At 51.7% G+C, this 24,885-nt stretch carries 16 protein-coding genes and 1 pseudogene; 12 read left to right on the forward strand and 5 right to left on the reverse strand.

Annotated features, from left to right (window positions below):
- The first annotated feature begins 155 nt into the window (after positions 1–155).
- Both DWB84_RS13445 and DWB84_RS13450 read left to right on the forward strand, forming a co-directional pair.
- A pseudogene (locus DWB84_RS13445) lies at positions 156–1,414 on the forward strand (sulfatase-like hydrolase/transferase).
- A gap of 63 nt (positions 1,415–1,477) precedes the next feature.
- A complete protein-coding gene (locus DWB84_RS13450) occupies positions 1,478–1,960 on the forward strand; it encodes a nuclear transport factor 2 family protein (protein ID WP_187410329.1) in 483 nt (160 codons plus the stop codon).
- Here the strand turns inward: DWB84_RS13450 and DWB84_RS13455 are convergent.
- Positions 1,950–2,189: a hypothetical protein gene (locus DWB84_RS13455; RefSeq protein WP_187410330.1), complete on the reverse strand. Its 240-nt coding sequence runs from the start codon at positions 2,187–2,189 to the stop codon at positions 1,950–1,952. The two genes, DWB84_RS13450 and DWB84_RS13455, sit on opposite strands and share 11 nt — an antisense overlap.
- A gap of 58 nt (positions 2,190–2,247) precedes the next feature.
- On the opposite strand from DWB84_RS13455, the gene DWB84_RS13460 reads away from it, so the two are divergent.
- Positions 2,248–4,074, forward strand: a complete 1,827-nt coding sequence (locus DWB84_RS13460; RefSeq protein ID WP_187410331.1) for a twin-arginine translocation pathway signal protein — start codon at positions 2,248–2,250, stop codon at positions 4,072–4,074.
- Positions 4,075–4,117: 43 nt separating this feature from the next.
- Here the strand turns inward: DWB84_RS13460 and DWB84_RS13465 are convergent, their stop codons facing one another.
- On the reverse strand, positions 4,118–5,971 hold the full coding sequence (locus DWB84_RS13465; RefSeq protein ID WP_187410332.1) for a hypothetical protein: 1,854 nt from the start codon (positions 5,969–5,971) through the stop codon (positions 4,118–4,120).
- A gap of 333 nt (positions 5,972–6,304) precedes the next feature.
- On the opposite strand from DWB84_RS13465, the gene DWB84_RS13470 reads away from it, so the two are divergent.
- The 8 genes from DWB84_RS13470 to DWB84_RS13505 all read left to right on the forward strand — a co-directional run bounded on the left by DWB84_RS13470 (position 6,305) and on the right by DWB84_RS13505 (position 20,375).
- A complete protein-coding gene (locus tag DWB84_RS13470; RefSeq protein WP_187410333.1) occupies positions 6,305–7,318 on the forward strand; it encodes a DUF72 domain-containing protein in 1,014 nt (337 codons plus the stop codon).
- 23 nt (positions 7,319–7,341) lie between these two features.
- Positions 7,342–7,749 carry a hypothetical protein gene (locus tag DWB84_RS13475; protein WP_187410334.1) on the forward strand — a complete coding sequence of 136 codons (408 nt, stop codon included), beginning with the start codon at positions 7,342–7,344 and terminating at the stop codon, positions 7,747–7,749.
- A gap of 76 nt (positions 7,750–7,825) precedes the next feature.
- Positions 7,826–8,200, forward strand: coding sequence for a DUF4260 family protein (locus DWB84_RS13480; protein WP_187410335.1), 375 nt, complete (start codon positions 7,826–7,828; stop codon positions 8,198–8,200).
- Positions 8,200–8,532, forward strand: a complete 333-nt coding sequence (locus tag DWB84_RS13485) for an NUDIX domain-containing protein (protein WP_222868188.1) — start codon at positions 8,200–8,202, stop codon at positions 8,530–8,532. Before DWB84_RS13480 ends, DWB84_RS13485 begins: the two co-directional genes overlap by 1 nt.
- 411 nt (positions 8,533–8,943) lie before the next feature.
- Positions 8,944–14,739: a DUF4347 domain-containing protein gene (locus tag DWB84_RS13490; RefSeq protein ID WP_187410336.1), complete on the forward strand. Its 5,796-nt coding sequence runs from the start codon at positions 8,944–8,946 to the stop codon at positions 14,737–14,739.
- A gap of 3 nt (positions 14,740–14,742) precedes the next feature.
- Complete coding sequence (locus tag DWB84_RS13495) at positions 14,743–17,280, forward strand: response regulator (RefSeq protein WP_187410337.1); 2,538 nt, start codon at positions 14,743–14,745, stop codon at positions 17,278–17,280.
- Positions 17,273–19,108, forward strand: a complete 1,836-nt coding sequence (locus DWB84_RS13500) for an EAL domain-containing protein (RefSeq protein ID WP_187410338.1) — start codon at positions 17,273–17,275, stop codon at positions 19,106–19,108. The genes DWB84_RS13495 and DWB84_RS13500 overlap by 8 nt, the downstream gene beginning before the upstream one ends.
- A 115-nt stretch (positions 19,109–19,223) precedes the next feature.
- Positions 19,224–20,375, forward strand: coding sequence for a carbohydrate binding domain-containing protein (locus DWB84_RS13505; protein WP_187410339.1), 1,152 nt, complete (start codon positions 19,224–19,226; stop codon positions 20,373–20,375).
- A gap of 201 nt (positions 20,376–20,576) precedes the next feature.
- On the opposite strand, the gene DWB84_RS19405 is transcribed toward DWB84_RS13505, so the two are convergent.
- The 3 genes from DWB84_RS19405 to DWB84_RS13520 all read right to left on the reverse strand — a co-directional run bounded on the left by DWB84_RS19405 (position 20,577) and on the right by DWB84_RS13520 (position 23,663).
- A complete protein-coding gene (locus tag DWB84_RS19405; RefSeq protein ID WP_187410340.1) occupies positions 20,577–21,839 on the reverse strand; it encodes a GGDEF domain-containing protein in 1,263 nt (420 codons plus the stop codon).
- A 163-nt stretch (positions 21,840–22,002) separates the two neighbouring features.
- On the reverse strand, positions 22,003–22,440 hold the full coding sequence (locus DWB84_RS13515) for a GNAT family N-acetyltransferase (RefSeq protein WP_187410341.1): 438 nt from the start codon (positions 22,438–22,440) through the stop codon (positions 22,003–22,005).
- Positions 22,441–22,475: 35 nt separating this feature from the next.
- Positions 22,476–23,663, reverse strand: a complete 1,188-nt coding sequence (locus DWB84_RS13520) for a hypothetical protein (RefSeq protein WP_187410342.1) — start codon at positions 23,661–23,663, stop codon at positions 22,476–22,478.
- Positions 23,664–23,991: 328 nt separating this feature from the next.
- Here DWB84_RS13520 and DWB84_RS13525 point away from each other — a divergent pair, with 328 nt between their 5' ends.
- The gene (locus tag DWB84_RS13525) at positions 23,992–24,825 is read left to right on the forward strand and encodes a 23S rRNA (adenine(2030)-N(6))-methyltransferase RlmJ (RefSeq protein ID WP_187410343.1); all 834 of its coding nucleotides are present in this window, start codon (positions 23,992–23,994) and stop codon (positions 24,823–24,825) included.
- Positions 24,826–24,885: the final 60 nt, after the last annotated feature.

The raw sequence follows: 24,885 nt of genomic DNA on the forward strand, positions 1-24,885 counted from the left end.
CTATGTCCATTGATAAAAACCGACGCCGTTTATTAACGCAAATTTCTCTCGCATCTGCCGCCTTCTCTGTAGCTCCGACCGGCATTTTCAATACAGCGCAAGCGCGCAGCAAAAATATCAGCAAGCCCAATATTATTTTTATTCTTGCCGATGATATGGGTTATGCGGATCTCGGCGTTTGCGGCCAGCGCCATTTCAAAACACCGCATCTGGACAAACTGGCAAAAGAAGGCGTGCGCTTTACCGATGCCTATTCCAATTCGCCGGTCTGCTCGGCCACGCGTTTTGCCTTGATTACCGGGCGCTATCAGTACCGCCTGCGCGGCGGGTTGGAAGAACCTTTGGCGAGCGCCGCTGGCAATCATATAGGTTTGCCGCCGGAGTGCCTTCAATCTTGCGTCTGCAGGGCTATAAAACCGCATTATTTGGCAAATGGCATTTGGGTTCGCTGCCGCATTTCGGCCCATTAAAAAGTGGTTACGATGTATTTTTCGGCAATTACGGTGGTGCGCTGGATTATTTCACCCATAAAACCGGCGTCGGCGAAAGTGCGCCCGATGGTTTGTATGAAGGTGAGGTGCCAGTGGAAAAGGTCGGTTATTACACGGATTTAATTGCCGATCGTGCAGTGGACTATATCGGCGCGCAGAAAAAAAACGAACCGTTTTTTCTGTCTCTCCATTTCACTGCTCCTCACTGGCCATGGGAGGGCCCGCACGATGTCGAGGTCGCCAAGCAAATCAAAACCCTGTTCCACTACGACGGCGGCAGTCTGGAAACCTACGGAAAAATGATGGAGGCGCTGGATTCCGCAGTAGGCCGGGTGCTGCAAAAATTGCACAAACATGGCCTTGTCGACAATACCTTGGTGATTTTCAGCAGTGATAACGGCGGCGAGCGTTTTTCCGATACCTGGCCGTTTACCGGACAAAAAACCGAACTGCTGGAAGGCGGCATAAGGGTGCCTACCATTGCCCGCTGGCCGCGCGCCATTAAAGCTGGGCAGGTTTCATCTCAAGTCGCAGTTTCCATGGACTGGCTGCCAACCCTGGTGGCTGCGGCGGGAGCACAGCCGGATATCCATTATCCGTCTGATGGAGAAAATCTGCTGCCGGTACTTTTTAATGAGCAAAAAACCATTCCGCGCACGCTGTTCTGGCGCTATAAATCCCACGGTCAGAGAGCCGTGCGCTCCGGCAACTGGAAATATCTGAAAATCGCCGACAATGAATTTCTCTTTAATCTCGCCAAAGACCCGCGCGAACGCGCCGATCTCAAGGAAAAAGAACCGCAGATTTTTGCGCAATTGAAAAGTCAGTGGGAAGAATGGAATGCAACCATGTTGCCGATTACCGAAGACGTGCGCAGTCATTCAGTGGATGGCAAGGTGCAGGCGGATCGATATGGGGTTTAGCTGCGTTGCTGCCCCTCTCAAACAATTCCCGTTATTTGCCATAAACCAACAAAGGATTTTGATATGAAAAATATCTTTGCTGCTGCGCTATTGGCAGCTGCCTTGTCCAGTACTGCCTTCGCCCAGATTCCCGTTACCCCAGCGCCGGACCACGCCGCTCTTCTGCACAGTGCAGATCCGAAACTGGCGCACAACAAACGCCTGGTTTATGACTTTTGGCGCGAGGTTTTTGAGGCGGGCCAACTTGAATTGGCCGAGAAATATATGGCGGAAACCTATATTCAGCACAATCCGAATGTGGCCACCGGCCGCGCGGCGTTTGTGGAGTTTTTTGGCAAGATCAAAAAGCCAAAACCCATTGAAGACAAGGTTGCCGCTCCCCTGGTTGCGATCACAGCGGATGGCGATCTGGTTATTCTCAGTTTTGTGCGGGAATACCCGGATCCGAAAGACCCAGCAAAAAAATACACCACCACCTGGTTTGATATGTTCCGCATTGAAAATGGCAAAATTGCCGAACATTGGGACCCAGCGCTTAAACAATAAACCCCTGCTTGCTCATCTGCTTTATGCCCCTATGAAGCAGAGCTTCTCTTAAAATGCCTTCCAAAATTGGTGCTGTAACTTTCGCAGCACCAAAACAAACAACATGTGAATTAATTGAAACAAGGCGTCGTCTTTTTCGCTGGTGACAAATAGCGAAAAATCTCCAACTTGATGATTTTGCTGCAGAAAAATAAATGGCATAGGTTTTGCGATTGAGCTGTGCCGGCAAGCGATTTTCTCATCATGAATTTCTTTTCATCTCTTTTAGAAAAACTTGGAGAAAAATTATGTCGATCATTGTTTCTGAAAATATTGATAAACCCGTAGAAAAATCAGCCGAGCAATCCGCTGGTGTCAATCGCCGCGCAGTACTGGGCAAGGCCGGGATATTGACCGCTGCCGGTCTTGCGTCACCTCTGTTGAGCAAATCGGCGGGTGCGCACGCGCCGGACGATCACGATCACCCGGGCAAGGATCATGCGCATGCAAATCATGATGATCAATATGGAACGCTGCACACCAAAACCCTCGCCAAAAAATCCTACAAAGCTCGCATCGATTCTGCATCCAAACAATACGCGAACGATATTCCCCCGCACCCCAACAATGGTGACGAGGCGCGTTACCCCAATAAAATTGGCACCGCGACCAAAGGGCTAAAACACGATGCGAATGGGCATGTCGATCCGGAATCCTATGCGTCTTTGTTGAAAGCATTGCGCTCGCGCAAACATGAGGATTTTGAAAAAGTGATTTTGGGCGGCACGCGTCCGCTCGCTGATCCACAAGGACCATTGACGACGGCGCTTGTGGGATCGGTCAATACACAATTTGCAATTCCAGTGGCGGAAAAATTGGATAGTGCAGCACTGGCTGCAGAACATATCGAGATATATTGGCAGGCGCTGCTCCGTGATGTGCCATTCAGTGACTATCACGATAACACCAACAATCCGTTGGTGTGGGCCGCAGTGGATGAGTTGAACCGCTTGCCGGAATACCGGGGTCCTAAAATTAACGGCAAAGTCACCCCGCAAACACTGTTCCGCAGCACCGCTTTGTATGTGGATTACAAAGCGGATCGCAAAGGCAGAAAAGGAAAATACGTTGTACCGCCGGAAACCTTAAAAGGGCCTTATATTTCGCAATTTTTATTGCGCCCCGTTCCAGGTTGGGGAACTTTTGCTGCACAAGCGCAATTGCGTCCCATACAAACCGCAGGAGAAGCCTTCGGCACAACCTATGAAGAGTGGCTGGCGATTCGCAACGGTATAAGTACGGGCAGAACGATCACAACCGAAAATGGCCGCCGTCATGTTATTAATGGCCGCGATCTTGCGTGGGTTGCGCGCAATTCCGGCCCCACTTATTTGCATGCATTGCAAATTCTTTTGGCGGCGCCGTCGCCGGATAATCCGCTCGCTGGAGGAATAGGCGCGCCCTTGAATCCCGCCAATCCTTACGTTGGTTTGACAGCTCAATCAACCGGCTCATCCTTTTCCACCAGCTTTATTCAGGGGTTGGTAGCTCTCGCTGCATCCTTGGCCATTAAAACGTCCTATTACCAAAACTGGTATGTAGACCGGCGGTTGCGTCCCGAGGATTACGGCGGTTTGGTGCATAAGGTTTTGGCGAATGGTGCGGATTACCCAATTCATCCGGATATTCTCAATTCAGATGCAGTTGCCCGAGTGTTCGCAGAATTCGGTAGTTATTTGTTACCACTGGCCAATGATGTGGGCGCACCGACACACCCTGGATATCCCAGTGGCGCTACTATTTCCGCAGCTACTCCGGTGACCTTGTTGAAAGCCTGGTTTGACGAAAGTTATGTGATTCCCAATCCGGTGCAAGTCGATCCGACCGATCCAACCCAATTGATTCCTTGGGAAGGCGAGCCTTTAACCGTTGGCGGCGAGTTGAATAAATTGGTGAACAATATTGGTTTTGGCCGCAACTTTAATGGTTTTCATACCCGTGCGGATATTTCCGCATCTCATGCGTTGGGTGAAGCTTTGGCGATCAGTGTATTGCAGGATCATAGATACACCTACAACGAAACCTTTAAAGGATTTTCTTTTACGCGATTTGATGGATCCAAGGTTACCGTCTGAGCGAAAAATAGCTCCTCCCGGGCACAAGGGAGGAGCTGAGCATTTATTTTTTGATATAAGTCCTACGGTCAAATTCCTCTTCTCCGCCATCCCTGCTAGGAAACCATTGTTCGGTATAAAACCCGGTTAATGGATAATCCATAATGCTTGACGGGTTGCTGTCAAAAGCTGAATGCCAAAATCCAGATTCGGTGAAAATGCAGCCAGCACCATTTAGTCCCCTGCCACTATAAATTCGCCATGTAACGCGATAACGAATTACCGCATCACCTTCTCCAGTAAAGTATTCACCGGTTCCGTCCTCATAAACCATTAAGCGATAGGTGGTGGGTTCAATTCCGTAGTTGGTTGTTAAGGTCACGCTCCATTCACCCAGAACCGCGCTGTAGAACTTCGTACAGTCGACAAAATATGCCAAGGTTCCATCAACGCGGATGCTCAAGTCGTCGTTGGAGGGATCCACCAGTTTGAAGCTCAGATTCTCAAATCTTTGGTCATTGATTTCCTTGAATTCAAACACCAGACGTATGCCATTTTCTGTGGCGGAGAGCGATCCTTCGGCCGGGTCGGAATAGATTTCCAGCTGCAGCCCAGGCGGTGACTCTTCTTTTTCAATAGGCGATAGATATTTTTCGATGGATGTCAGCCAGCGCTCCGGCAGTGGCAATTTGTCCATGATATTCAAAAGTGCCGAATACCAGGATGTCACTTCCTGCTTGAGAAGATCCGGCAAGCTGTAGGTGGTGGTGATGGAAAAATATTTTGCAATACCATGCTCGAAAGCGAAGGAATTTGCGCTGCTATTAAGCGCGCTGATGTTGTTGGCTTTGAGGCTCTGAGAGGATATTCCGATGGTTTCTTTCAGGCTGCGCTCGATTGGGTCTATACAGGAATCCAGTAATCGGTTGTTGGCCTTGATGGATTTATCCAGTTCCACGAGAAAAATACCTGTGGCTGCACCGACAACCAAAATGCCAGGCAATCCTCCCAGCGCTCCGGCGTATCCGCCAATTGCTACCAAGGCGCCGATTTTCCAGGTTCGGATGATGGTTCTTTGTAGTACAGCAATTCCTTGGTCTATGCACACATCTGTGTCGATACTTAACGGAGACGCATTCAACCATTCTGCTTCTGACAGTGAATAGACGGCCCACTCGCCAGGCAGACCTGCTGCCAATATTTTGGTATGAGGTTTGGCTTGTGGAACAATGATGCTGTCATCTTCCACAAGGGCGGTTTGCAGCCTGGAAATAATGATCGCCACTTGTTGCAGCTCTTCTGCCGATAACTGCTGCAGAGCCTCTTTCGCATCGCTTAATTGCTCCAGTGCGGCGGTAATTGCCGCAGATAACTCTGTATCCTGCTCATCCGTTATCAGGTTTTCCAACTGTTGACGGATATCCGTTAAGGTTTGATCAATTGCGGTATCGGGATTGGCAATTTCTGTCCACTCCCCAATGGTGACATCCGCCGAAGCTTTCTGCCCTGCGATGGTGACTTCCAAACGTGCATTGCCCGGATAAACATTGGGAAGCACAAACGTCAGGTTGCCGTTTGCCAAGGTCACCAATTGAACGGGGTCGCCGCGCAAAGTGCCGGAAAAAATCGCCCCTTCTCGCAGCTCCACTCCGCTAGCGCTCAACAAAACCACCTCACCCACTTGGAGATTATTTGGATCGCCCGTTACGAATGTCAAAGTTGGTGCTGTGACAACGCCGGATGAACTTGAAGAAGACGATGTACTGCCAGAAGAGCTGGAAGAGGATGGATTGTTAGATGAAGGCGGGTTATTGGAACCACCCTTATCTGAACCACCACCGTCACATGCTTGCAAAATAAGAACGGAAGTTAATAAAAGGCTGAGCAGACGTGCCAGCGCAAGTCGGAAGGAAAACACGGTCGATACTCCTTATTTATTGCTATTTTATCAGCGCATATGTGAAGCGAATGCTCGCTCGCGCGGAACGGGGGAATGTCGTCCGTGAGTATGAGCCACTTGCTGATTGCTCCTGCCAAGTGCACATTTTCAAGAATAGAACATCCAGCCGTCGCAATAAAAATATCACGACAAGCGTTTGCGCCAGGATTTTTAATAACGGTATTTTTATTTGAATCTGCCTTTTATTACTTTTTAGCTGTATCGTTTCGTATGTGTGCGCTCACTAAAAGTCTTTTGAAATCCTTTTGTCCGAAAGATAATGCAGGTTTTTGAAGCAGGACTCTTCCGGATATGCAGAAGTCGTTGTTTGGCGAAGCGGGCGCGGGGCACTCATCGTCGAAATCCAGCAAACATGTGGGTGTGGCCAGTGCTGATCCCGCATTATCCGAGCTGGCACAATCCCTATCGCCCAATATCCGTCTTGGCACATCGTCCTGGAGTTTTCCCGGGTGGAAGGGGTTGGTGTGGGATGAGGAGTACACAGAGACGACTCTGTCCCGTTACGGTTTAAAGGCCTATTCACAGCACCCGTTGTTCCGCGCCGTCAGTATCGATCGCGGGTTCTACCGCGCGCTCAATCTGGCGCAGTATGCTGAATATGCCTCACAAGTCAGTGATGATTTTCGTTTTGTCGTAAAAGCACCGAGCGCTGTTACCGATGCATTGGTGCGCGATGAATCCGGTAGGGGCATGTGCGTCAATCCGGATTTTTTAAATGCACAGGAAGCCGTGCAGACTTTTGCTATTCCTGCATTGGAAGGGCTCAGGCATAAGTTGGGCGCACTGGTTTTTCAAATCAGTCCTCTGCCGGAAAAATGGTTTGCCCATATGCCGAAGCTGATTGACCGGCTGCATCTGTTATTGCGCTCACTTCCCGATTTAAAGTCCATTGCGCCGGATGGTGTTGTAGCTGTGGAAGTGCGCGATCCGCAGTGGTTGACGAAAGATTTTATCGAGGCTCTGCGCGATGTTCGCGCGACCTATTGTTTGGGCTTGCACGCAAAAATGCCACGCATTGCGGATCAGTTGCCGATTTTGCGCGCGTTGTGGCCGGGGCCTTTGGTCTGCCGCTGGAATTTAAATCCGCTGCACGGTGCATACGGCTACGAAAATGCGCGGGATTTATATTCGCCTTTCGACAAAATGATGGACCCTGATTTGCAAACCCGCGCTGCTCTGGCGCGTGTCATAAAAGGCACAGCAAGTGGTGGTCAGAATGTGTTTGTTACCGTGAGTAATAAAGCCGAAGGCTGTGCACCTTTGTCGGTTGTTGAACTTGCCAAGGCAGTAAAACAGCTCGCATAAATTTACATCAGGAGGCTTCTGATATGTTCGCCATCAAGACGGAAGTGCCCGATATCACCCTGAATGAATATGAATTCCTCAATCAAAAAACCATGTATGGAGGGAAGACCATTGCCGCTGGCGATATTATTTTTCTGTTCGCCAGCGAAAACGAAGGTGGCAATGGTCTGTTCGCCCGTGCGGTGGTGACATCAGCTGTGCCTACACCCAAGCTGAAAAATGTGGAGCGCCAAACGCCGCGTGTCAGCATCAGTGTCAAACGTTTGGCCACAGCAAAACAGCATTTGGGCCGCAAGGAATTGAAACCATTCAACGACTGGAAGGACGGCAGGCCGGAAACCGAGTTGAATTTCAAGTTTTACCGCCAGGCGACCAATAAAATTGTCGGGCTTACCGATGGGGCGACTAAGTTTCTGGAAACATATTTTTAAATGTAAAAGCCGTTGCCTGAGTGCCCGCTTTCATTAGAAGATGCACGGCTGTATTTCTAGTTTTGTCGGGATTTATATGAGTGTTACCAAAAACATCAGCATCATCTTGCGCTTGGAAGGTCTTTTGGTGCTGATTTTGAGCTTGCTGGTCTATGCGCAATACGGGTCGGGTTGGACTTTATTTGCAATCCTGTTTCTGCTGCCGGATCTTTCACTTTTAGCGTATTTTTCCGGACCGAGAATCGGCGCGGCAGCGTATAACGCTGCGCATTCCTATATTGGAGCTTTGTTATTGGTGACCTGGGGGTTCCTGTTGGGTGGATCGCTTGCCTTGGCGCTCGGCATTATCTGGGTGGCTCATATAGGTTTTGATCGCGCCATGGGCTACGGCCTTAAATCGCCGGAAGGTTTTCGGTTTACTCATCTCGGTTTAATTGGACAGTCTCGCTAGTGCCTTTAATTCGACCTATCGCAATCTGCATATTTCACAACAACGGCGAGATTCTGGTGAGTCAGGGGTTCGATCACGTCAAAGGAACCTATTTTTATCGCCCTCTCGGGGGCGGTATTGAGTTCGGTGAAATCAGCGCGCAAACCATCGTGCGGGAAATTCGGGAAGAAATTGGGGCGGAGGTTATCAATCTTCATTTAATCGGTACCTTGGAAAATATTTTTACCTTCCAAGGTATTCCCTCCCACCAGATCATCCAGGTTTACGACGGTGAATTCGTCGACCCTCCTTTTACCAGTGCCGTCCGTTGTTGGCATGGAAAGCAATGGTGACAAGTTCGAAGCGATCTGGCGGTCCATCGACTCATTCGAAGAGGCTGAACTTGTCCCAGCCGGTTTGTTGAAGCTTCTTCAAACGCATTTCTGTCTTGCGCCATAAATTTGGCATTCATTGGGCTTTCCAATCCTTTCTTTTTTATCCGTCAAAACTCTGTCTAATTTCGCAGCGCTCGTTAGCCGGCAAATGCTAGCGACCGCGCGTTTTATGCCGTTCGGCTCTTTGAATGGCGCGTGATGCATCGCTTGGCTAGATTTAAAAGACATCCAAGAAGGCGAGAAGGAGGGATCCCTATCGTCAGAGATTGCTTCATTAAAGCGCTGGCTGCGCGGTAAACAGCTCCTTATCCAGCCGCGGTGAAGCAACCTCTGCAATAGACAAATAACGTAGGTGTAGAGGAGCCTCGCGTGAGGTTATTCAAAAAAAGACCGCGCAAATTGCTGACAAAAAAAGCCGGGCCAGCGGTCGCGCATTATGCATCCTATTGGTTATTTGAGCCATTGGAGCCACGAGTCTTACTGTCGGCGGACGCGATCGGTGGCAGTTACGATGGCTACGACGATGATTTTGCTAGCGATGGTATTTTGCAATCGCCGGAGGAACTGCGCAGTCAGTTGGAATTCAAGCTACAACATAAATTGCAGGATCTGCACAATGGCGATTTAGCCAACATCCGTATCACCTTATCTCAACCGGAGACCTGGAATCTTCCGCCAGTCGATCTCGATGCATTTCAGAGTTTGTTATCGCCTGCGGAATCCCCGCGAATTGAATTGATTATTGTCGACAGTGCAACACCGGATGCAGACAAACTGTTGCAGGAATTGCGCAGCGATTCCTCCGTGCAATACCAGGTGCATTTTCTCAACGGCGAGCGCGGCGGTGTTGCGCAAATCAGCGAAATTCTGCAGCAATATTCTCACGTCGACGCCATGCACGTAATTGGTCACGGCGCTGCAGGGGTGCTGCAGCTCGGCAGCGATACTGTGCACAACGGCAATCTCGCACAACACCAAAGTGAATTTGAAAATTGGCGCCTTGCATTGGCAGCGGATGCGGATATTTTGTTTTACGGCTGTGATTTGGCAGCGGATGAATCCGGACGAATTTTACTAAATGCGTTGGCAGATTTTACCGGAGCGGATATTGCGGCCAGTGATGATAAAACCGGCTCTGCCAATCTCGGCGCAGATTGGCAATTGGAATTTCATATCGGCAAGGTGGATGCATTGCTGCCGTTTGCAGGCGCTATGGAAGCCAAATGGGATCACAGTCTTGCAACAATTGTGGTGACGTCCGATGCGGACACCGCGCTGCCATTTGGCGTTAATTCCGTTAATCAATTGCTCAATCGCGACAATATCACGCTGCGCCAAGCCATCCAGGCGGTGAATTACGATTTCCAATTTGTCAGTTCGAAAGTCGTTCACACCATTGCATTTGATCTAGATGGTACGGATTACACAATCACGCTCACCAAGGCGCTGCCGGATGTGTCCGCGACTGTGGTGATCGACGGCACGACCGATCCCAATTTCACAGATGGTACGCCCGTAGTGACTTTGACGGGTAATTCCAGCCTGCTGACCTTGACCGGCAACAATATTGAAGTGCGAGGATTGGTGCTGACGGGTTCGGGTGATGACGCCCTTATTATTAAAGGCCGTCGCAATATAATTGCCGGTAATCACATCACCGATAACGCCATCAGCGGAATTTATATCAACGGCGGCTCCCACAATATGATTGGTGGCGATTCTGCCGGAGACCGCAATGTCATCAGCGGCAATGAGCTTTACGGCATTTATATTGGCGTAGGCGCGCAGGGAAACCAGGTTATTGGTAATTACATAGGAACATCCGTTGATGGTCAGTCGGAATATGGCAACGCATCATCTGGCATACGTATAGCGTATCTGTCTACAGCGGCGAACGCTGCCACCACGGTTATCAGTGGGAATGTGATTTCTGCTAACGGCAATGGCGGGATTTACTTGGGTGTAGAGTCATCCCGTGTCGATATTCTGAATAATTGGATTGGTTTAGCAGCTGATAAACAAACCCCGCTGGGCAATGAAGGTGATGGTATTACTATCAAAGGCGGTGGTTTTCCAGCGGGCGCAACGAGCAATATTTTGATACAAGGCAACACCATCGCCTATAACGAAAAAGCTGGTGTCAGCGTGGAAAACAGCTCCGCCTACGGTGTGCGCATTGTGCAAAACCAGATTTATGACAACGGCGGTTTAGGGATCGATCTCGGTGCTGATGGCGTAACTCCCAACGACAAGGATGATGGGGATAATGGACCGAATTCGCTGAATAACTTCCCGGTGATTAACACTGTTGAAGTTGACAATGGGAAGCTGAAAATCAGCGGTAGCTTGAATAGCCGGGATGGCAACGGCTCTTTTGATATTCATTTTTATTACACCGATACCGAACATAGTTCCGGCCATGGCGATGCCAAAGTCTATATAGGTTCCATCAAAATTACGCCAGCACTATTTGCCAATACGACAAATTTCAACGCAGAATTCAGCACAGTTGTGCCGGACAATATTTATATTACGGCGACAGCCACTTCCTCGCGCGGCACTTCGGAATTTGCGGAAAATGTGCATCTGCCAATCGGCAACGCGGATCCTATTAATATCGTGCCGACCGGAGAGGTCACAATCGTCGGCTCATTGGTGCAAGGCGCATTATTGACTGCAGCAAATAACTTGGTGGATGCCAATGGTATTAGTGCGCCGATCCGCTATCAGTGGTACCGCAATGGCACCGCTATTGATGGCGAATCAGAGTCGACATATAGGCTGACGCAGGAAGACGTAGGCGCGAACATTACAGTAGTGGCCAGCTATGTCGATGATGCCGGTTTCGAAGAAGAAGTGCAGAGCGCCGTGTACGGACCTGTGCAGAATATCAATGACGATCCCACCGGCAGTGTTGCCATTATTGGCGAGGCTAAACAGGGTGAGAAACTGACAATAGAAAACCTGTTAGATGATTTGGATGGCCTGCCAGAGGAATACAGTTATCAATGGTTTCGCAATGGTATGCCGATTGCCGATGCGACGGGGGATAGTTATACGCTGACGCAGGATGATGTCGGCTACAAAATTACCGTCTCGGTGACCTATATCGATGGCCAAGGTACAGAAGAAACTGTCGCCAGTGATGAAATCGGTCCAGTTGAAAATGTAAACGATCCGCCGACGGGAGCTCCGGTCATCAATGGTTCCGCCGTCCAAGGACAGACTCTGCAGGCCAATCCCAGCTTTTCCGATGGCGATGGTTTAAATGGCAGCTTTGTATTTCAATGGAATAGAGACGGTATCGCTATCGAAGGAGCGAATGGACAGTCTTATACATTGACGCAAGCTGATGTCGGTTCGCGGATAAGCGTCACAGTGTTTTATACCGATGCGCAAGGCACGGATGAAAGTATCACCAGTGATCCGACGGACATAGTAGAAAATATCAACGATGCGCCGACCGGTAATTTATTGATTGAAGGCGTTGTTCGCGAGGGACGAACTCTTTCAGTTGAAAACACGTTAAACGATTTGGATGGCAATCCGGCATCATTTAATTACCAATGGTTGCGCGATGGGGTTGCCATTGCCGGTGCAACCGACGATACCTATACCCTGACACAAGACGATGTCGGTAGCACTATTACGGTCGTCGCTACTTATGTGGATGGCGGGAATACAACGGAAACCGTAACCAGTGATCCAGTAGGTCCCGTGCTTCCGCTGGATCAGGCGCCTACCGGCGGACTCGCCATTACGGGATCGCCGACTCAGGGACAGATCCTGAGCGTGCAGAACACCATCAACGATCCGGATGGCAACCCTTCGAGTTTTACCTATCAGTGGTATCGCGGCGGCGTGCCGATTGCGGGCGAGACGGGTGCAAGCTACCAGCTGACTCAAGCCGATGTGGGCAGCATTATTACAGTGTCGACAACCTATGTTGATGGTTACGACAATCAAAAAATTGTTTTCAGCACAGCTGCAGGTCCGGTCGCCAATATCAATGATGCGCCAACCGGCAATTTGTTTATTGAAGGTGAGGCAAAACAGCACCAGATTTTAACAATTAAAAACACCTTAATTGATCCGGACGGCAACCCTGCCGATTTCAGTTATCAGTGGTTCCGCAATGGTGTGGCGATTACCGGGGCAACCGGTGAAAGTTATACCCTGACGCAAGCGGACGTCGGCCAGAGCATTACGGTAAAAGCCACCTACGTCGACGGCGGCGGATATACAGAAATGGTCACCAGTGTTGCGACGGCGCCTGTAGCCAATGTCAACGACGCACCTACAGGTTCCGTTCTGATCAGCGGAGAGCTTGAAGTCGGCGGCCTGCTGACGGCCACGGCTGATATCGAGGATATGGACGGCTTACCCGCCACCTTGAATTACCAGTGGTACCGCGACGGCGTTGCCATCGATGGCGCAACTGCGGCCACCTATCAAATTACCGCAGAGGATCTCGGCACGCGCTTGTATGTGCAGGTGAGCTATGTGGATGAGCAGGGCACACCTGAGCATATGGCCAGCGATCCTACCGCAGAGATCGGTCATATCAACGCACCGCCGGTGGGAGAGGTTCTGCTCGACGGTCTGGCCCGGGAAGATCAGATCCTGACCGCCAACCCCAATTTCACCGATGCCGATGGCATATCTGGCGAATTCTCCTATAGCTGGTATCGCGATGGTGTCCTGATCCAAGGGGCAAACGGCGCGACCTATCAGTTGACTGATGCTGACGTAGGTACGCGGATTTCTGTGCAGGTTTCCTATGTCGACGACTTCGGTAAGCGGGAAACGCTGACCAGCGCTATGACCGCCCCGGTGACCGCTGTTAATGACGCGCCCACGGGAACCGTGACCATTTCCGGCGTCGCCATTCAGGGTGATGTGCTGACCGCCAGCCACACGGTCGACGATATCGACGGCATGCCGGCTGCGGTGCATTGGCAGTGGTATCGCGACGGGGTCGCTATCGCCAACGCTACCGGCAGCAGCTATCAACTGACGGCGGCGGATGTGGACGCGGTGATTACCGTCACTCTGAGCTATGTCGACGGCCAGGGCTTTAACGAAACCGTCTCCTCCGAGCCTACAGCTCCGGTCGCCGCCATCAATCTGCCGGCGCAAGGGCAGGTGTTGTTGAGCGGTTCTACGACGGTAGGCAGTCTGCTGATGGTAAGCGCCAATATCACCGACGGTAATGGACTTGCCGGACTGTTTGTTTATATCTGGCAGAGAGACGGCGAGGTGATCCCGGGAGCCAGCGGCGATCGCTATCAGATCACCGAGGCAGACATAGGCACCACCATCTCCGTGCTAGTGACCTTCACCGATGCCCGCGGTTTTGAAGAAATGGTGATGAGCAACGAGCTGGCTATTCCTGTGCCCGGTCCAGTACAGGAACCAGAGCCGGAACTTGAACCCGAACCAGAACCTCGACCCGAACCACAACGCCCTGAACCTCCACGTCCCGTAGACGTGGTTCCTCCTGCTAGGGAAGCTCCATCTGCACCGCCAGCGGCACCGGAGGCGTCTGCCCCAAGTGAGGCGGAACAGCCGGAGTCCGGCGAGGGCAGTCCAGTAGACGAGCCATCGGACGGTGATGTGACCATTACTGCGCCGGACCGCAAAGTCGATGCGAGCAAACCCTTGTTCGGCCGCGCTGATTTATCGGCAGATATGATCGGCTTTGCCATGGTCGGCAGTGAGACCGAACAGGAGCTGCGCCAGCGGCTGGATAGTTTCACCAATTCCTTGGCGAGCGGTGTGGACAAGTTGCTCACCAGTGGAGGCCCGTTGCAAAGCGTTTTGTCGGGCTTGCAGGAGTCCCTCACCCTGCTCAGTCAGAGCTCCTATTCCGACGATCTTGCCGATGCCGTACAGGCCATCAAGGAAAACCGTCCATTGACCACCGCCATAGTAGGTGGCACCGCCGCTGTGTCCACCGGCTTGTCCGTCGGCTATGTGATCTGGACCCTGCGCAGCGGAATTCTGATGACCGGCCTGCTGAGTTCGCTACCTGCCTGGCGTTTTATCGATCCCCTGCCAATATTAAGCGGCAGGGTCGAGGTTGAAGAGGAAGAAGACGAAGAGTCGCTGGAATCCCTGGTGGCGGATAACCCACCCCCGCAAGCGCGCAGCGGAGCACAATGATTTATGTCGATTTTTACCCGGGTCAAACAAAAGAGCACCCAATACCGGCTTGCAGTTGGCCTGACCAGTATTACCGTAACCCTGATGCTGATCGGCGGCTTTATTGGCTTGGTGCCGGATCACCACCAGCTGCAACTGCAAGCGCGCGCCCAGGTGGCGGAAGCGGTGGCGGCTAATAGCACCTTGTTGATCACTCACGCAGACCTCACCCGCATGGAGGCGGTGCTGCATCAAGTGGTCAAGCGCAACCCGGAAATCCTCTACGCCTTGATCAAGCGCCAATCCGGTGACGAAGTCGCCAAGGTGATGCGCACGGACGATCAAGAGGCGCAGGCCTATGCGCAGCCGGATCAGGTCGCCGTTCCCATTTGGGCCGGGCCAGAGAAATGGGGCACAGTGGAACTCTATTTCAAGCCGGCTTTTGCTCGCGGCATTGTCGGCTTCTGGCAGCAGCCGATGGTGCGTTATATCGCGTTTGTCAGCCTTATCAGTTTTGTCTTTTTCTTTTTCTACCTTGGGCGCATGTTGAAATTGCTCGACCCGTCGCAGGCGATTCCCGACCGGGTGAGATCGGCGCTCGATACCATGGCGGAAGGTTTATTGGTGCTGGATGCCAAACAAAATATTGTGCTCGCCAATCAGGCATTCGCGCGCTTTTTGGGGAGTAATGCTGCGGATCTGGTCGGCGTCAACTGCCGCAAATTTCATTGGTCGAATACCGACGATTCGCCTTTCGATATCAAACAATCCGCCTGGGCCTGCGCGATAAATAGCGGCAAACCGGTAACCGGTCAGCGCATTCGCTTATTGCTGGACAACTATGACACGCGCACTTTTATGGTGAACTGCTCGCCGGTACTGGCCAACAGCGGTAAAGCAGGTGGTGTGCTGGTGAGTTTCGACGATGTAACGGAACTCGAGGAAAAAGAAATCGAGCTGCGTAAATCCAAAGAAGAAGCGGAAATCGCCAACCAGTCGAAAAGTATTTTCCTCGCCAATATGAGCCACGAAATCCGCACGCCCATGAACGCCATTATGGGTTTTACGGAAGTGCTGCAGCGCGGTTACGGCGACGGCGAACACTATCGCCGCTACTTGGATACCATCGCCAAAAACAGTCGTCACCTGCTGGAATTAATCAACGATATTCTCGATTTATCCAAAGTCGAAGCCGGCCAGATTGATGTGGAGCGGCGCGCGTGCGCCCTGCACCACATTATTTTGGATGTGGTGGAAGTGTTGGGAATTTCCGCGCAGAAAAAAGGCATCGAATTAATTTACAAGCCAGCCACCGATTTGCCCGCGCTGATTCAAACCGACGCAGGCAGAGTGCGGCAGATCATCACCAACCTGGTCGGCAACGCCATTAAATTTACGCCGCAGGGCAGTGTCACCATCGTCAGTCGCTACGAAAAAAATTCCTCTGTATTTGTCGAAGTGATCGATACCGGAATCGGTATGACAGAAGAGCAGCAGCAAAAAATATTCGATCCCTTCGTCCAGGCGGACAGCTCCATCACACGTCGTTTTGGTGGTACTGGTCTCGGTCTTACCATCAGTAAAAAATTCGCCATGGCACTGGGCGGCGATATAGATGTGACGAGTGAAGTTGGCAAAGGCTCGCGGTTTATTTTGTCGCTCGATCCCGGCGATTGCAGTGGCGTTGCCATGCTGACACCGGAGCGCATTCTGACATCGCACAGCGAGCAGGTGCAGGAGCAAAGCGACTGGCAAATGCCGAACGTGCATGTGCTGGTGGTGGACGACAGCGAAGAAAATCGCGAGCTGATTCGCCTGGTATTGAGCCATCAAGGTGTCACCGTGACCGCGGCCAGCAACGGTGTGCAGGCGTTGCAACTGGTGCGCGACAATCAATATCAACTGATTTTGATGGACGTGCAAATGCCAGAAATGGACGGCTACACCGCCGTGGGCAAAATGCGCGAATTGAATATCAAAACGCCGGTGGTGGCGCTAACCGCGCACGCCATGAAAGGCATCGAACAAAAATGTCTGGATGCCGGCTTCGACGGTTATCTCGGCAAGCCGATCAAGATCGACAATTTGCTGGAAAAAGTGGCCGGATATATCGGCGGTAAACGCGTGGAACGCACCGCGCGCGCAATTCCCGTGTTGCATGAGAGAGTGAGCCAGACAAAATCCGCGAGCAAGCACCACGACGACAAAGCGCCGGTTATTTCGATTCTGCAAAACAACGAAAAATATCGCCCGATTGTCAGCAAATTCGTGCAGAAATTAGAACTGCAAATTCAGGAAATTCACGACTTGCACAGGGCAGGCCGCTACGCGGATCTGGCTGTGCTCGCCCACAAAATAAAAGGTTCTGCCGGAACAGTCGGATTTTATGCGTTTACCGAACCGTTCATCCGGCTGGAGACCGCCGCGCAACAGCGGGATGATGAAAAAATTCATCAGGCTGTGGCCGATATTGAACAACTTTTTCAACGAATCGATCGCTCGCTGCTGCAGCCGGAAGACGATTCGTCATCAGCTTCAGGAAGGGTAAAGTCCAATGACTGACAATCCCGTTAAAGACATACCATTTTGCGATGCGCTGATCATGATGATCGACGACGAGCCATTGGTAATGGAAGTGCTGCAAACCTGCCTGGAAGAGCACGGTTATAGATTTTTTAGCAAAATTGAAGACTCGCGCCTTGCGGTGGAAGCCATTTGGGAGCAGCGTCCCGATGTGGTGTTGCTCGATCTCAATATGCCGGAAATGGACGGATTTGAAATTCTGCGCGCTTTGCGCAGTAATCCGGATACGCGATTTTTATCCGTTATTGTGCTCACCTCGTCCAACGACTCCAACACCAAGCTCAAAGCCTTGGAACTCGGCGCAACGGATTTTCTCGCCAAACCTGTCGATCGCAGCGAATTGGTATTGCGCATTAAAAATACCCTTACCGTCAAAGCCTATCAGGATCAATTGGCTTTCTACGATACTCTGACACAACTGCCCAACCGCAAGTTATTGCTCGACCGTTTGGATTGGGCGATTAAAGCCGCTGCCCGCGACGGTGGTGAAGTGGCCGTACTCAATGTGGCCATAGATCGTTTTCAACAAGTCAACGAATTATTGGGCACCCAGGCTGGCGATGAATTGTTGGTGGAAGTCTCGCGCCGGTTGCTGAAAAGTTTGCGTGATACAGATACCGTATCGCGCGCCAATCACGATCCTTGGCGCAATATAGCGCGCCTGTCTGGCGATGAATTTTCAATTCTGCTCACCGATTTAAAAAGCAGCAGCCAAATTGTGGCGATCACAGAGCGCCTGCGCCAATGTCTGCGCGAGCCTTTTAATATCAAACAGCGGGAAATTTATATTACCGCGAGTATCGGCATCGCCATGTATCCAAAAGACGCCGATACCACCGATACCTTGATGCGTCACGCGGGCGCCGCAACCGCTTACGCCAAAGAAAAAGGCCGCGATTGTTATCAATTTTATTCCGCCGAAATCAACGCTGCGGCACAACAGCGCATGAACCTGGAGCACAGTCTGCGCCGGGTATTGGAGCGTCAGGAATTGACTCTGCATTTTCAACCGAAGGTTTGTCCGTTTACCGGCGCGGTCAAAGGTGCAGAGGCTCTGGTGCGCTGGTATAGTCCGGACTTCGGTTTTATTCCGCCCAATGAATTTATTCCTATCGCAGAAGAAACTGGGATAATCACCCAAATCGGTGAATGGGTATTGCGCAAAGCGTGTGAGCAGAACGTGATTTGGAGTCAGCAGGGACTCAGGCTGACTATGTCCGTCAATGTGTCAGCGCAACAATTTCGCGACAATAAATTTCCTGTAATCGTGCAAAAAGTGCTGAGCGAGACCGGTATGGATCCGGAATTATTAATTCTGGAAATTACCGAGGGCGTATTGATGGGAGATACCAACCGCGTCGGGGATTTGCTATTTAAAATCAAATCTACCGGGGTACACCTGTCGATTGATGACTTTGGCACAGGATATTCATCACTCGCTTATTTAAAAACCTTTCCCATCGACGAACTTAAAATCGATCGTTCTTTTATTGTTGACACTCCAGCGGACAGCGATAGCGCTGCCATAGTGCGCACCATAGTCGCTATGGCACGCAGTTTGGATTTGAGCGTAGTGGCTGAAGGTGTAGAAGAGGAGTCACAGTTACAGTTCCTGCGTGAACTCAGCTGTGATTTGATTCAGGGCTACTACTTCGCCAAACCTTTGCCAGCAGCGGAGTTCGAGGAATTTTGTCGGCAGCGCGCCGGAAAGGCCGCGAGCGCGAACGACACCGTCAAAGAAATGAAAGCTGTCAAAGAGGAAAAATCTGCCAAAGGGCAGCAAATACCTCGCTCAGGTGATGCGTGAGCAGAGGAACTATCCTGCCGTGTGGCAAATCCCGGGTTGGTCTAAGCTTAAGCGAGAGGAATTGGAACCGAGGTTTCACTGGTTGTACGTTGGATCGAATCAATGAATAAAATCAATGAATAAAATCACGTCATCGCATTGCAGGTCTGTGCCGCGTCGAATCGGTAAACTCCTGACGGTCGCGGCGTCCACTTTCGGGCTGACAGCCTGTTTGCCAGGTGGTGGAGCAGTGCGGTCGGAAGTTTTTATCGAAGCGATTCCGACCACATCCCTCACCAGTTCAATGCCTTATTCACAACCGGTGGATGTGCGAAAGAATCCCATTCAATTGGGTTTTGACGACGGGCCTTTTTATGTGTCGCCCGCCAGCAGTCTTTTATACCGTGGTGAGCATCTTGGTCATCTGCGTGATCAGGGGCACCTGAAGCCAGGTAGCTTGATAGTGGAACATCGCACTGTCTCCTGGCAGGGGCCACTTCTGACCTTGCCACACTTGGATGAAGGCCGAGCCTACAGTGCATCCGTATGGGTTCGGCCAATCGATACGGATCAACCTGCGCAGGTCAAATTGGTGTGGACACGAGTCGTGGCGGGGGTTCTCAACACCATGGTGCTGGCGGAAATTACCGCACAGCCGCGTGTATGGCAAAAGGTGGAAGGTGAATTTTTTGGCCCTACCTATTCAGCCACCAGCGTTAATGTGTTATCGCTCGACGTTGCCGAGGCAGATGTCAGATATTTAGTCGATGATTTTTTGGTGACCTATGCCGAACTGTCCGCTGAACTGCAAGAGGCGGCCTTTGCCGCCAAGCGGAAAGGCAAAAACTTTATTGCCAACGGTAGCGTAGAAGAGGGGATAGAGCCCTGGACTCACCAAGGTGGATTTATCAGCCGCAGTACCGCTTTTGCGCATACTGGTTCTGCCAGTTTGTTGATCGCGGGGCGCACCCAGGAGTGGAATGCGCCCATGATGCCGGTGCTGGGCTTGGAGAATAACAAACAGTATCGCTTCAGCATTTACGCGCGTTTGGTTGAGGGCCCGCCTGTTCATATGCAGCTGACCATGAAGCGCACAACCGGCGGGCAAACCACATTCGCACCCCTCGGTACTGGCATCGCGACTAGTACGGGTTGGAGCGAAATATCAGGTACTTTCAAATCGAGCTCGATCAGCGAAGCGGATCACGTAGCGGTTTATTTGGAAGCTTTAAATCCAACGGTCAGCTATTTTGTCGATACATTCACGGTCGAAGAAGTGCCTGAGTAATTGTTTTGATAGTGCGCAAATCGGAAGAGGCTGGTCGCCGATCTGCGCTTCAATATTTCTCTCGCAAATTCCGCTCATCGCTTTCCATTCATTTAAGTCTTTTCACCATACAAACATAGGGAATGTGTTTGTTTAAGATATTTGCGTAAAGAATAGGCAAAGCCGCCTTCCGACAAATATGAAAAATCAGGAAAAACGCGTTTACGATTTGTGACCGCAAATCTGATCGCGGCCGCTTTTCTTCGCATCGTATAAGGCTTCGTCCGCACGTCCCAGCGCCTGACTAAAACTTTCACCTTGACGAATATTCGCGACACCAAAGCTCGCGGTGATGACCAGCTCCGGATTGCTGAAGCGCAATTGTTTAATTTGCGTACGCAACTTTTCGGCAACGCGGTAGGCTCCGTCGGCATTGGTTTTGGGACAGATTACGACAATTTCTTCGCCGCCCCAGCGCACAGCGGCATCACCCTCACGCACGATCTGTTGTACTAAAGTGGCGACGCTTTTGAGTACTTCGTCACCCACTTCGTGGCCATAGGTATCGTTAACCTGTTTGAAATGGTCGATATCCATGACGACTAATGCAGTTCCTGCCAGCGAATTGCGCAGTGCAAATTCGCTGACCACGTCCAGGGCAGCGCGGCGGTTGAGCAGTCCAGTGAGCGGATCGTACATCGACAATTTTTTGAAGTGCGCGGATTCGGAGTCCACTTCTTCGAGCTTTTTCAACAAGCCGAACATTTCCTCGTGGCGCTGCTTCAGCTGCGAGCGCAAACGTAAGAAGTTGTAGAAAAGTCCAACGATGATGAAATAGGCAATAGACCCACCTATCCACCAGCTCAGATTATCCTCAGTGAAAAACGGTGCAACGGCGGAATATTCCAGCACGTCGAAATAATGCTGGCCGACGGGCAGAGGGGTTTCGATATCGAACCCAAAATGCACAACATTGTCCCGAGTCGGCAGGCGCATTTCGGGATCTTTGATTTGCCGCATTTCAATCCACCAGGGCGCGACTTCAAATTTACTCAAGGGGATTTCGTAGATATAAGCGCCTTTGCGAATGGGCACTTCCACTTGGTGAAATTTGGTATCGGGAATGCTGGGGTCGTTGATAACGTTGCGGTAGGAAACCCGGAATTTTTCCGCCGAGCCTTTGTATTCCACCGTCAGCCGCAATTTGGTGTAAGCCCTAAAATCTTTGCCATTGCGTGCGCCATCCCCCATTTGGATATTCATTCCGCAAAAGCGCACGCCGCTACTTTGCAGAAACAGGCAGCTGAAGCCCTGACGTTTCTGATCAATCCAGTTCAATGCGGTACCCGCACCTCTGTCGCTATACAGCGAGCGTACTCCGCCATCATCGATCAACTGAAACGAACGTTCGGAAAAACTGGCCACAACTGTTGCGGCAATCCATATCGACACAGCCAGTAATAGAAAGGAAATGGAGACTTTCACTGATTCTTATAACTCCGGTCACAGTCCCTTGGGGCGGATAGCCGCTCGGACAAAAAGGGTCTCTCCGGAAGTCTAGCAAAGCTTGAGCGAACTGCCCGAAAGTAGGGCGGTTAGCTTCGTGCAGGCAGTCTTCTTATTGCGGTGAGTAATCTTCGTGAAAGCGCTATTCGCCGGAAATTTGTTTTTGCATTTTGATATGAGGTACGCCCAATTCCAGAAAGGCAGAACCTTTGGCTTGATACCCAAGAGCCTGGTAAAAGCCTGCTGCCGGGAGGCGCGCGGATAATTCGATAGAGTGAAATCCCAAAGCCGCAACGGTTTGCTCGGCAAACAGTACCAGGGCGCGGCCGATACCCTGTCCGCGCATCTGTTCCGTCACCGCCATTTGCCGCAGTTTTATCCTGTCGGGTGCGATAGGTTTGCATATAACGCAGCCGATAAGAGCGCCGTCAGCAAAAGCGGCGAAGTGATATTGCTGGTCCTCGCCGGCGAGATCTTCCGGCGAAAGCACAAGGCCGAGAGGTTCGCGCAATACATGGCTGCGCAGAGTCAGACAGTCGTGGTATTCGCGGGAACCGAATTGGATTTGTTTCAGCGTCATGGAAGTTGTCAGGCATCCTTGCCTGCAGGGAGAAATCAGAAAGGATCTTTGACGTTGGAGATCATCTGCTCGTCATTGGATTTGGTGAGAACCAGCATTTTGGGACGCTCTCCACTCATGTCGTAATAAAACACGTAGGGTGAATTGTCTGCCTTTTCTGGGAAATAACCGCGATAGCGACGATTGCGCACGTCAAAGAAAGCGCGGCCAGGGTCGACGGAAACTTCCGCGCGATACAGATTCGGCGCGATTGGCACCATAGTGACTGGTGTGTCTATGGAGCGGCTGCGAATAGTGACCTTGATAGTGTCCTCGTCCCGATAGATTGGTGGTTCGCCTTCCAAAACCACTTGGCTGAGATCCGGAGCGTCGTCCACTACTGGAGTGCGGCCCGATTTGACGCGAGCTTTTGCCACGGTTGCAGGCGCAGCCGGTGCCGTGTTGGTTAGTGCTGCAGCAACAGGTGGCGTAGCTTCAGCAGCGGCGGACGCAGGTGCAGCTGTGGTGGCAAGTTCGGTTTGTGTGGAAACAGCAGCTTGCTGTTCAGCTGCGAGCTGAGCCGCCATGGCAAGAGCCTGTTCTTCTGCCCGGCGGGCGGCTTCTCGGCGCGCTTCCTCAGCTTGGCGTGCAGCCTCTTCAGCGCGGCGGGCTTCCTCTTCCATCGCCAGGCGCAGACGCTCATTTTCTTGCTGCAGCGCTGCCAGCTGTCGTTGCATAGCGCGGTCGCGCGCTTGTCTTTCCGCGTCGGCGCGCGCTATGGCTGCGGAAATTTCCTTTTGCGTCTGGGCGATATTTTTTGTGGCTTCGGCCAGTGCTTGTTGCAGTTCCTGTTCTTTGCGTTCGAGGCGGCCTATAGCGGCGATACTGGATTTGATCGCCAGATCCGCAAGCGCAATGCGCTGAGCTTCATTGTCGAGGGCTTCTTTTTGTTCGGCGGTGGGAGAATCGCCGAGCGATTCTTTCATACGCGCCAGCTGAACTTCCCGGGTTCTTTTTTCGTCTTGAAGCTGCTTGAGCTTTTCCTCACTGGACTGGCGCTTGTATTGGGTGAATTCAAATTCCTGCTGAAGTTTCTGAACCGCATCGCTATGCGTCTGAAGGCGGGCTTCGAGACGTGCAAGGGCATCCGGTGCAACGGCGCTGGCGGCCGCAGCGAGGGTCGGTTGGGTTGCGCAGCAGACCAAAAGGCAAAAAGCGTGGAGCAGGGAGCGTTGTAAACTCATAGCCTGTCTCTTTCTCTTTTATTATGGGCGTGGGTCATTATCCCAAAAGCGGGTCACATTTCAATCAAGCGCGTCAGAAAGTGTGGAAAGGGCGGGCTTTGCATGAAAATGGCGCCTACTTCGTCGCAAATCTGACTTTCGTAAAACCGCCTGTAGAAGCGGGATTTTTTTACTCCGCTGGCGCGCGCGGTCTCGCTGTAAGGGTTCACTTTGCCCGATGGCTTAGGCCGGTTGGCGGCGGTGCTAAATGAGCAGCTCTTGCCGGATCGGGGACTTTTCTGAATACTGCCCGGCCCGATGAGGCACCAACTTGCCAACAGGCCCCGCTATGCTGAGTTACCGCCACGCTTTCCATGCAGGCAATTACGCCGACGTACTCAAACACACCGTTTTGGTACAGATCCTTCGCTATATGCTGCAGAAGGATAAGCCCATCTGCTATTTCGATACCCACGCCGGAGCTGGTTTTTACGATCTGACCACAGAAGAAGCCAATAAGACCGCTGAATATCACCGCGGCATCGAATTGTTATGGCAGGAGCGTTCCCTACCGCAGGCGCTGGATGACTATCGCGAGTGCGTAAAAGCCGCGTGCGGCGAGCATCTGACGGCCTATCCCGGCTCTCCCTGGTTCGCCCAGCATTTGCTGCGCCCGCAGGACAGGCTGGTGCTGTGTGAGCTGCATCCGGCGGACCGGGCGCAGCTGGAGCAAACCTTTGGTGCCAGCAAAAATGTGCAGTGTTACGCCGAAGACGGTTGGCAGAAGAGTCTGGCGTTGGTCCCCCCGCCGGAACGGCGCGGCTTGGTGTTGATCGATCCGTCTTACGAGTTGAAAGAGGAATACGGCAAGGTCGTCGAGCATGTGAAGCAGTTGCACCGCAAATTTGCCACGGGTGTGTACGCTATCTGGTATCCCATTGCCGACCCGGAACGCACAGCCTTTTTGCTGCGCCGCATGCGCAGCAGCGGCATCAAACGCATTGTGCAGCTCGAATTGGGGGTGACGCGGGATCATCGTGAAGCGGGTATGACTGGCACCGGCATGATCGTGATCAACCCGCCTTGGAATCTCGCCGAGGTCATGCAGCCCGCGCTGGAGTTTTTCGCTCGTCGTTTGGGGCCATACGCCTACAGCGATATCGTCGAGTTGGCGGGGGAATAACTGACGGGTCGCCGTCATATGGACGGAGCACCCTGCCGGACAGTCCAATATTCAGGAAGC

Source organism: Saccharophagus sp. K07, assembly GCF_014336955.1.
Classification (GTDB): domain Bacteria; phylum Pseudomonadota; class Gammaproteobacteria; order Pseudomonadales; family Cellvibrionaceae; genus UBA5868.

Excerpts from the sequence above, each read along its gene's own strand:
- DWB84_RS13450 (WP_187410329.1), top strand. The coding sequence starts at position 1,478 with ATGAAAAATATCTTTGCTGCTGCGCTATTGGCAGCTGCCTTGTCCAGT.
- DWB84_RS13460 (WP_187410331.1), top strand. The coding sequence starts at position 2,248 with ATGTCGATCATTGTTTCTGAAAATATTGATAAACCCGTAGAAAAATCA.
- DWB84_RS13470 (WP_187410333.1), top strand. The coding sequence starts at position 6,305 with ATGCAGAAGTCGTTGTTTGGCGAAGCGGGCGCGGGGCACTCATCGTCG.
- DWB84_RS13475 (WP_187410334.1), top strand. The coding sequence starts at position 7,342 with ATGTTCGCCATCAAGACGGAAGTGCCCGATATCACCCTGAATGAATAT.
- DWB84_RS13480 (WP_187410335.1), top strand. The coding sequence starts at position 7,826 with ATGAGTGTTACCAAAAACATCAGCATCATCTTGCGCTTGGAAGGTCTT.
- DWB84_RS13495 (WP_187410337.1), top strand. The coding sequence starts at position 14,743 with ATGTCGATTTTTACCCGGGTCAAACAAAAGAGCACCCAATACCGGCTT.
- DWB84_RS13500 (WP_187410338.1), top strand. The coding sequence starts at position 17,273 with ATGACTGACAATCCCGTTAAAGACATACCATTTTGCGATGCGCTGATC.
- DWB84_RS13505 (WP_187410339.1), top strand. The coding sequence starts at position 19,224 with ATGAATAAAATCACGTCATCGCATTGCAGGTCTGTGCCGCGTCGAATC.
- DWB84_RS13515 (WP_187410341.1), bottom strand. The coding sequence starts at position 22,440 with ATGACGCTGAAACAAATCCAATTCGGTTCCCGCGAATACCACGACTGT.
- DWB84_RS13520 (WP_187410342.1), bottom strand. The coding sequence starts at position 23,663 with ATGAGTTTACAACGCTCCCTGCTCCACGCTTTTTGCCTTTTGGTCTGC.
- DWB84_RS13525 (WP_187410343.1), top strand. The coding sequence starts at position 23,992 with ATGCTGAGTTACCGCCACGCTTTCCATGCAGGCAATTACGCCGACGTA.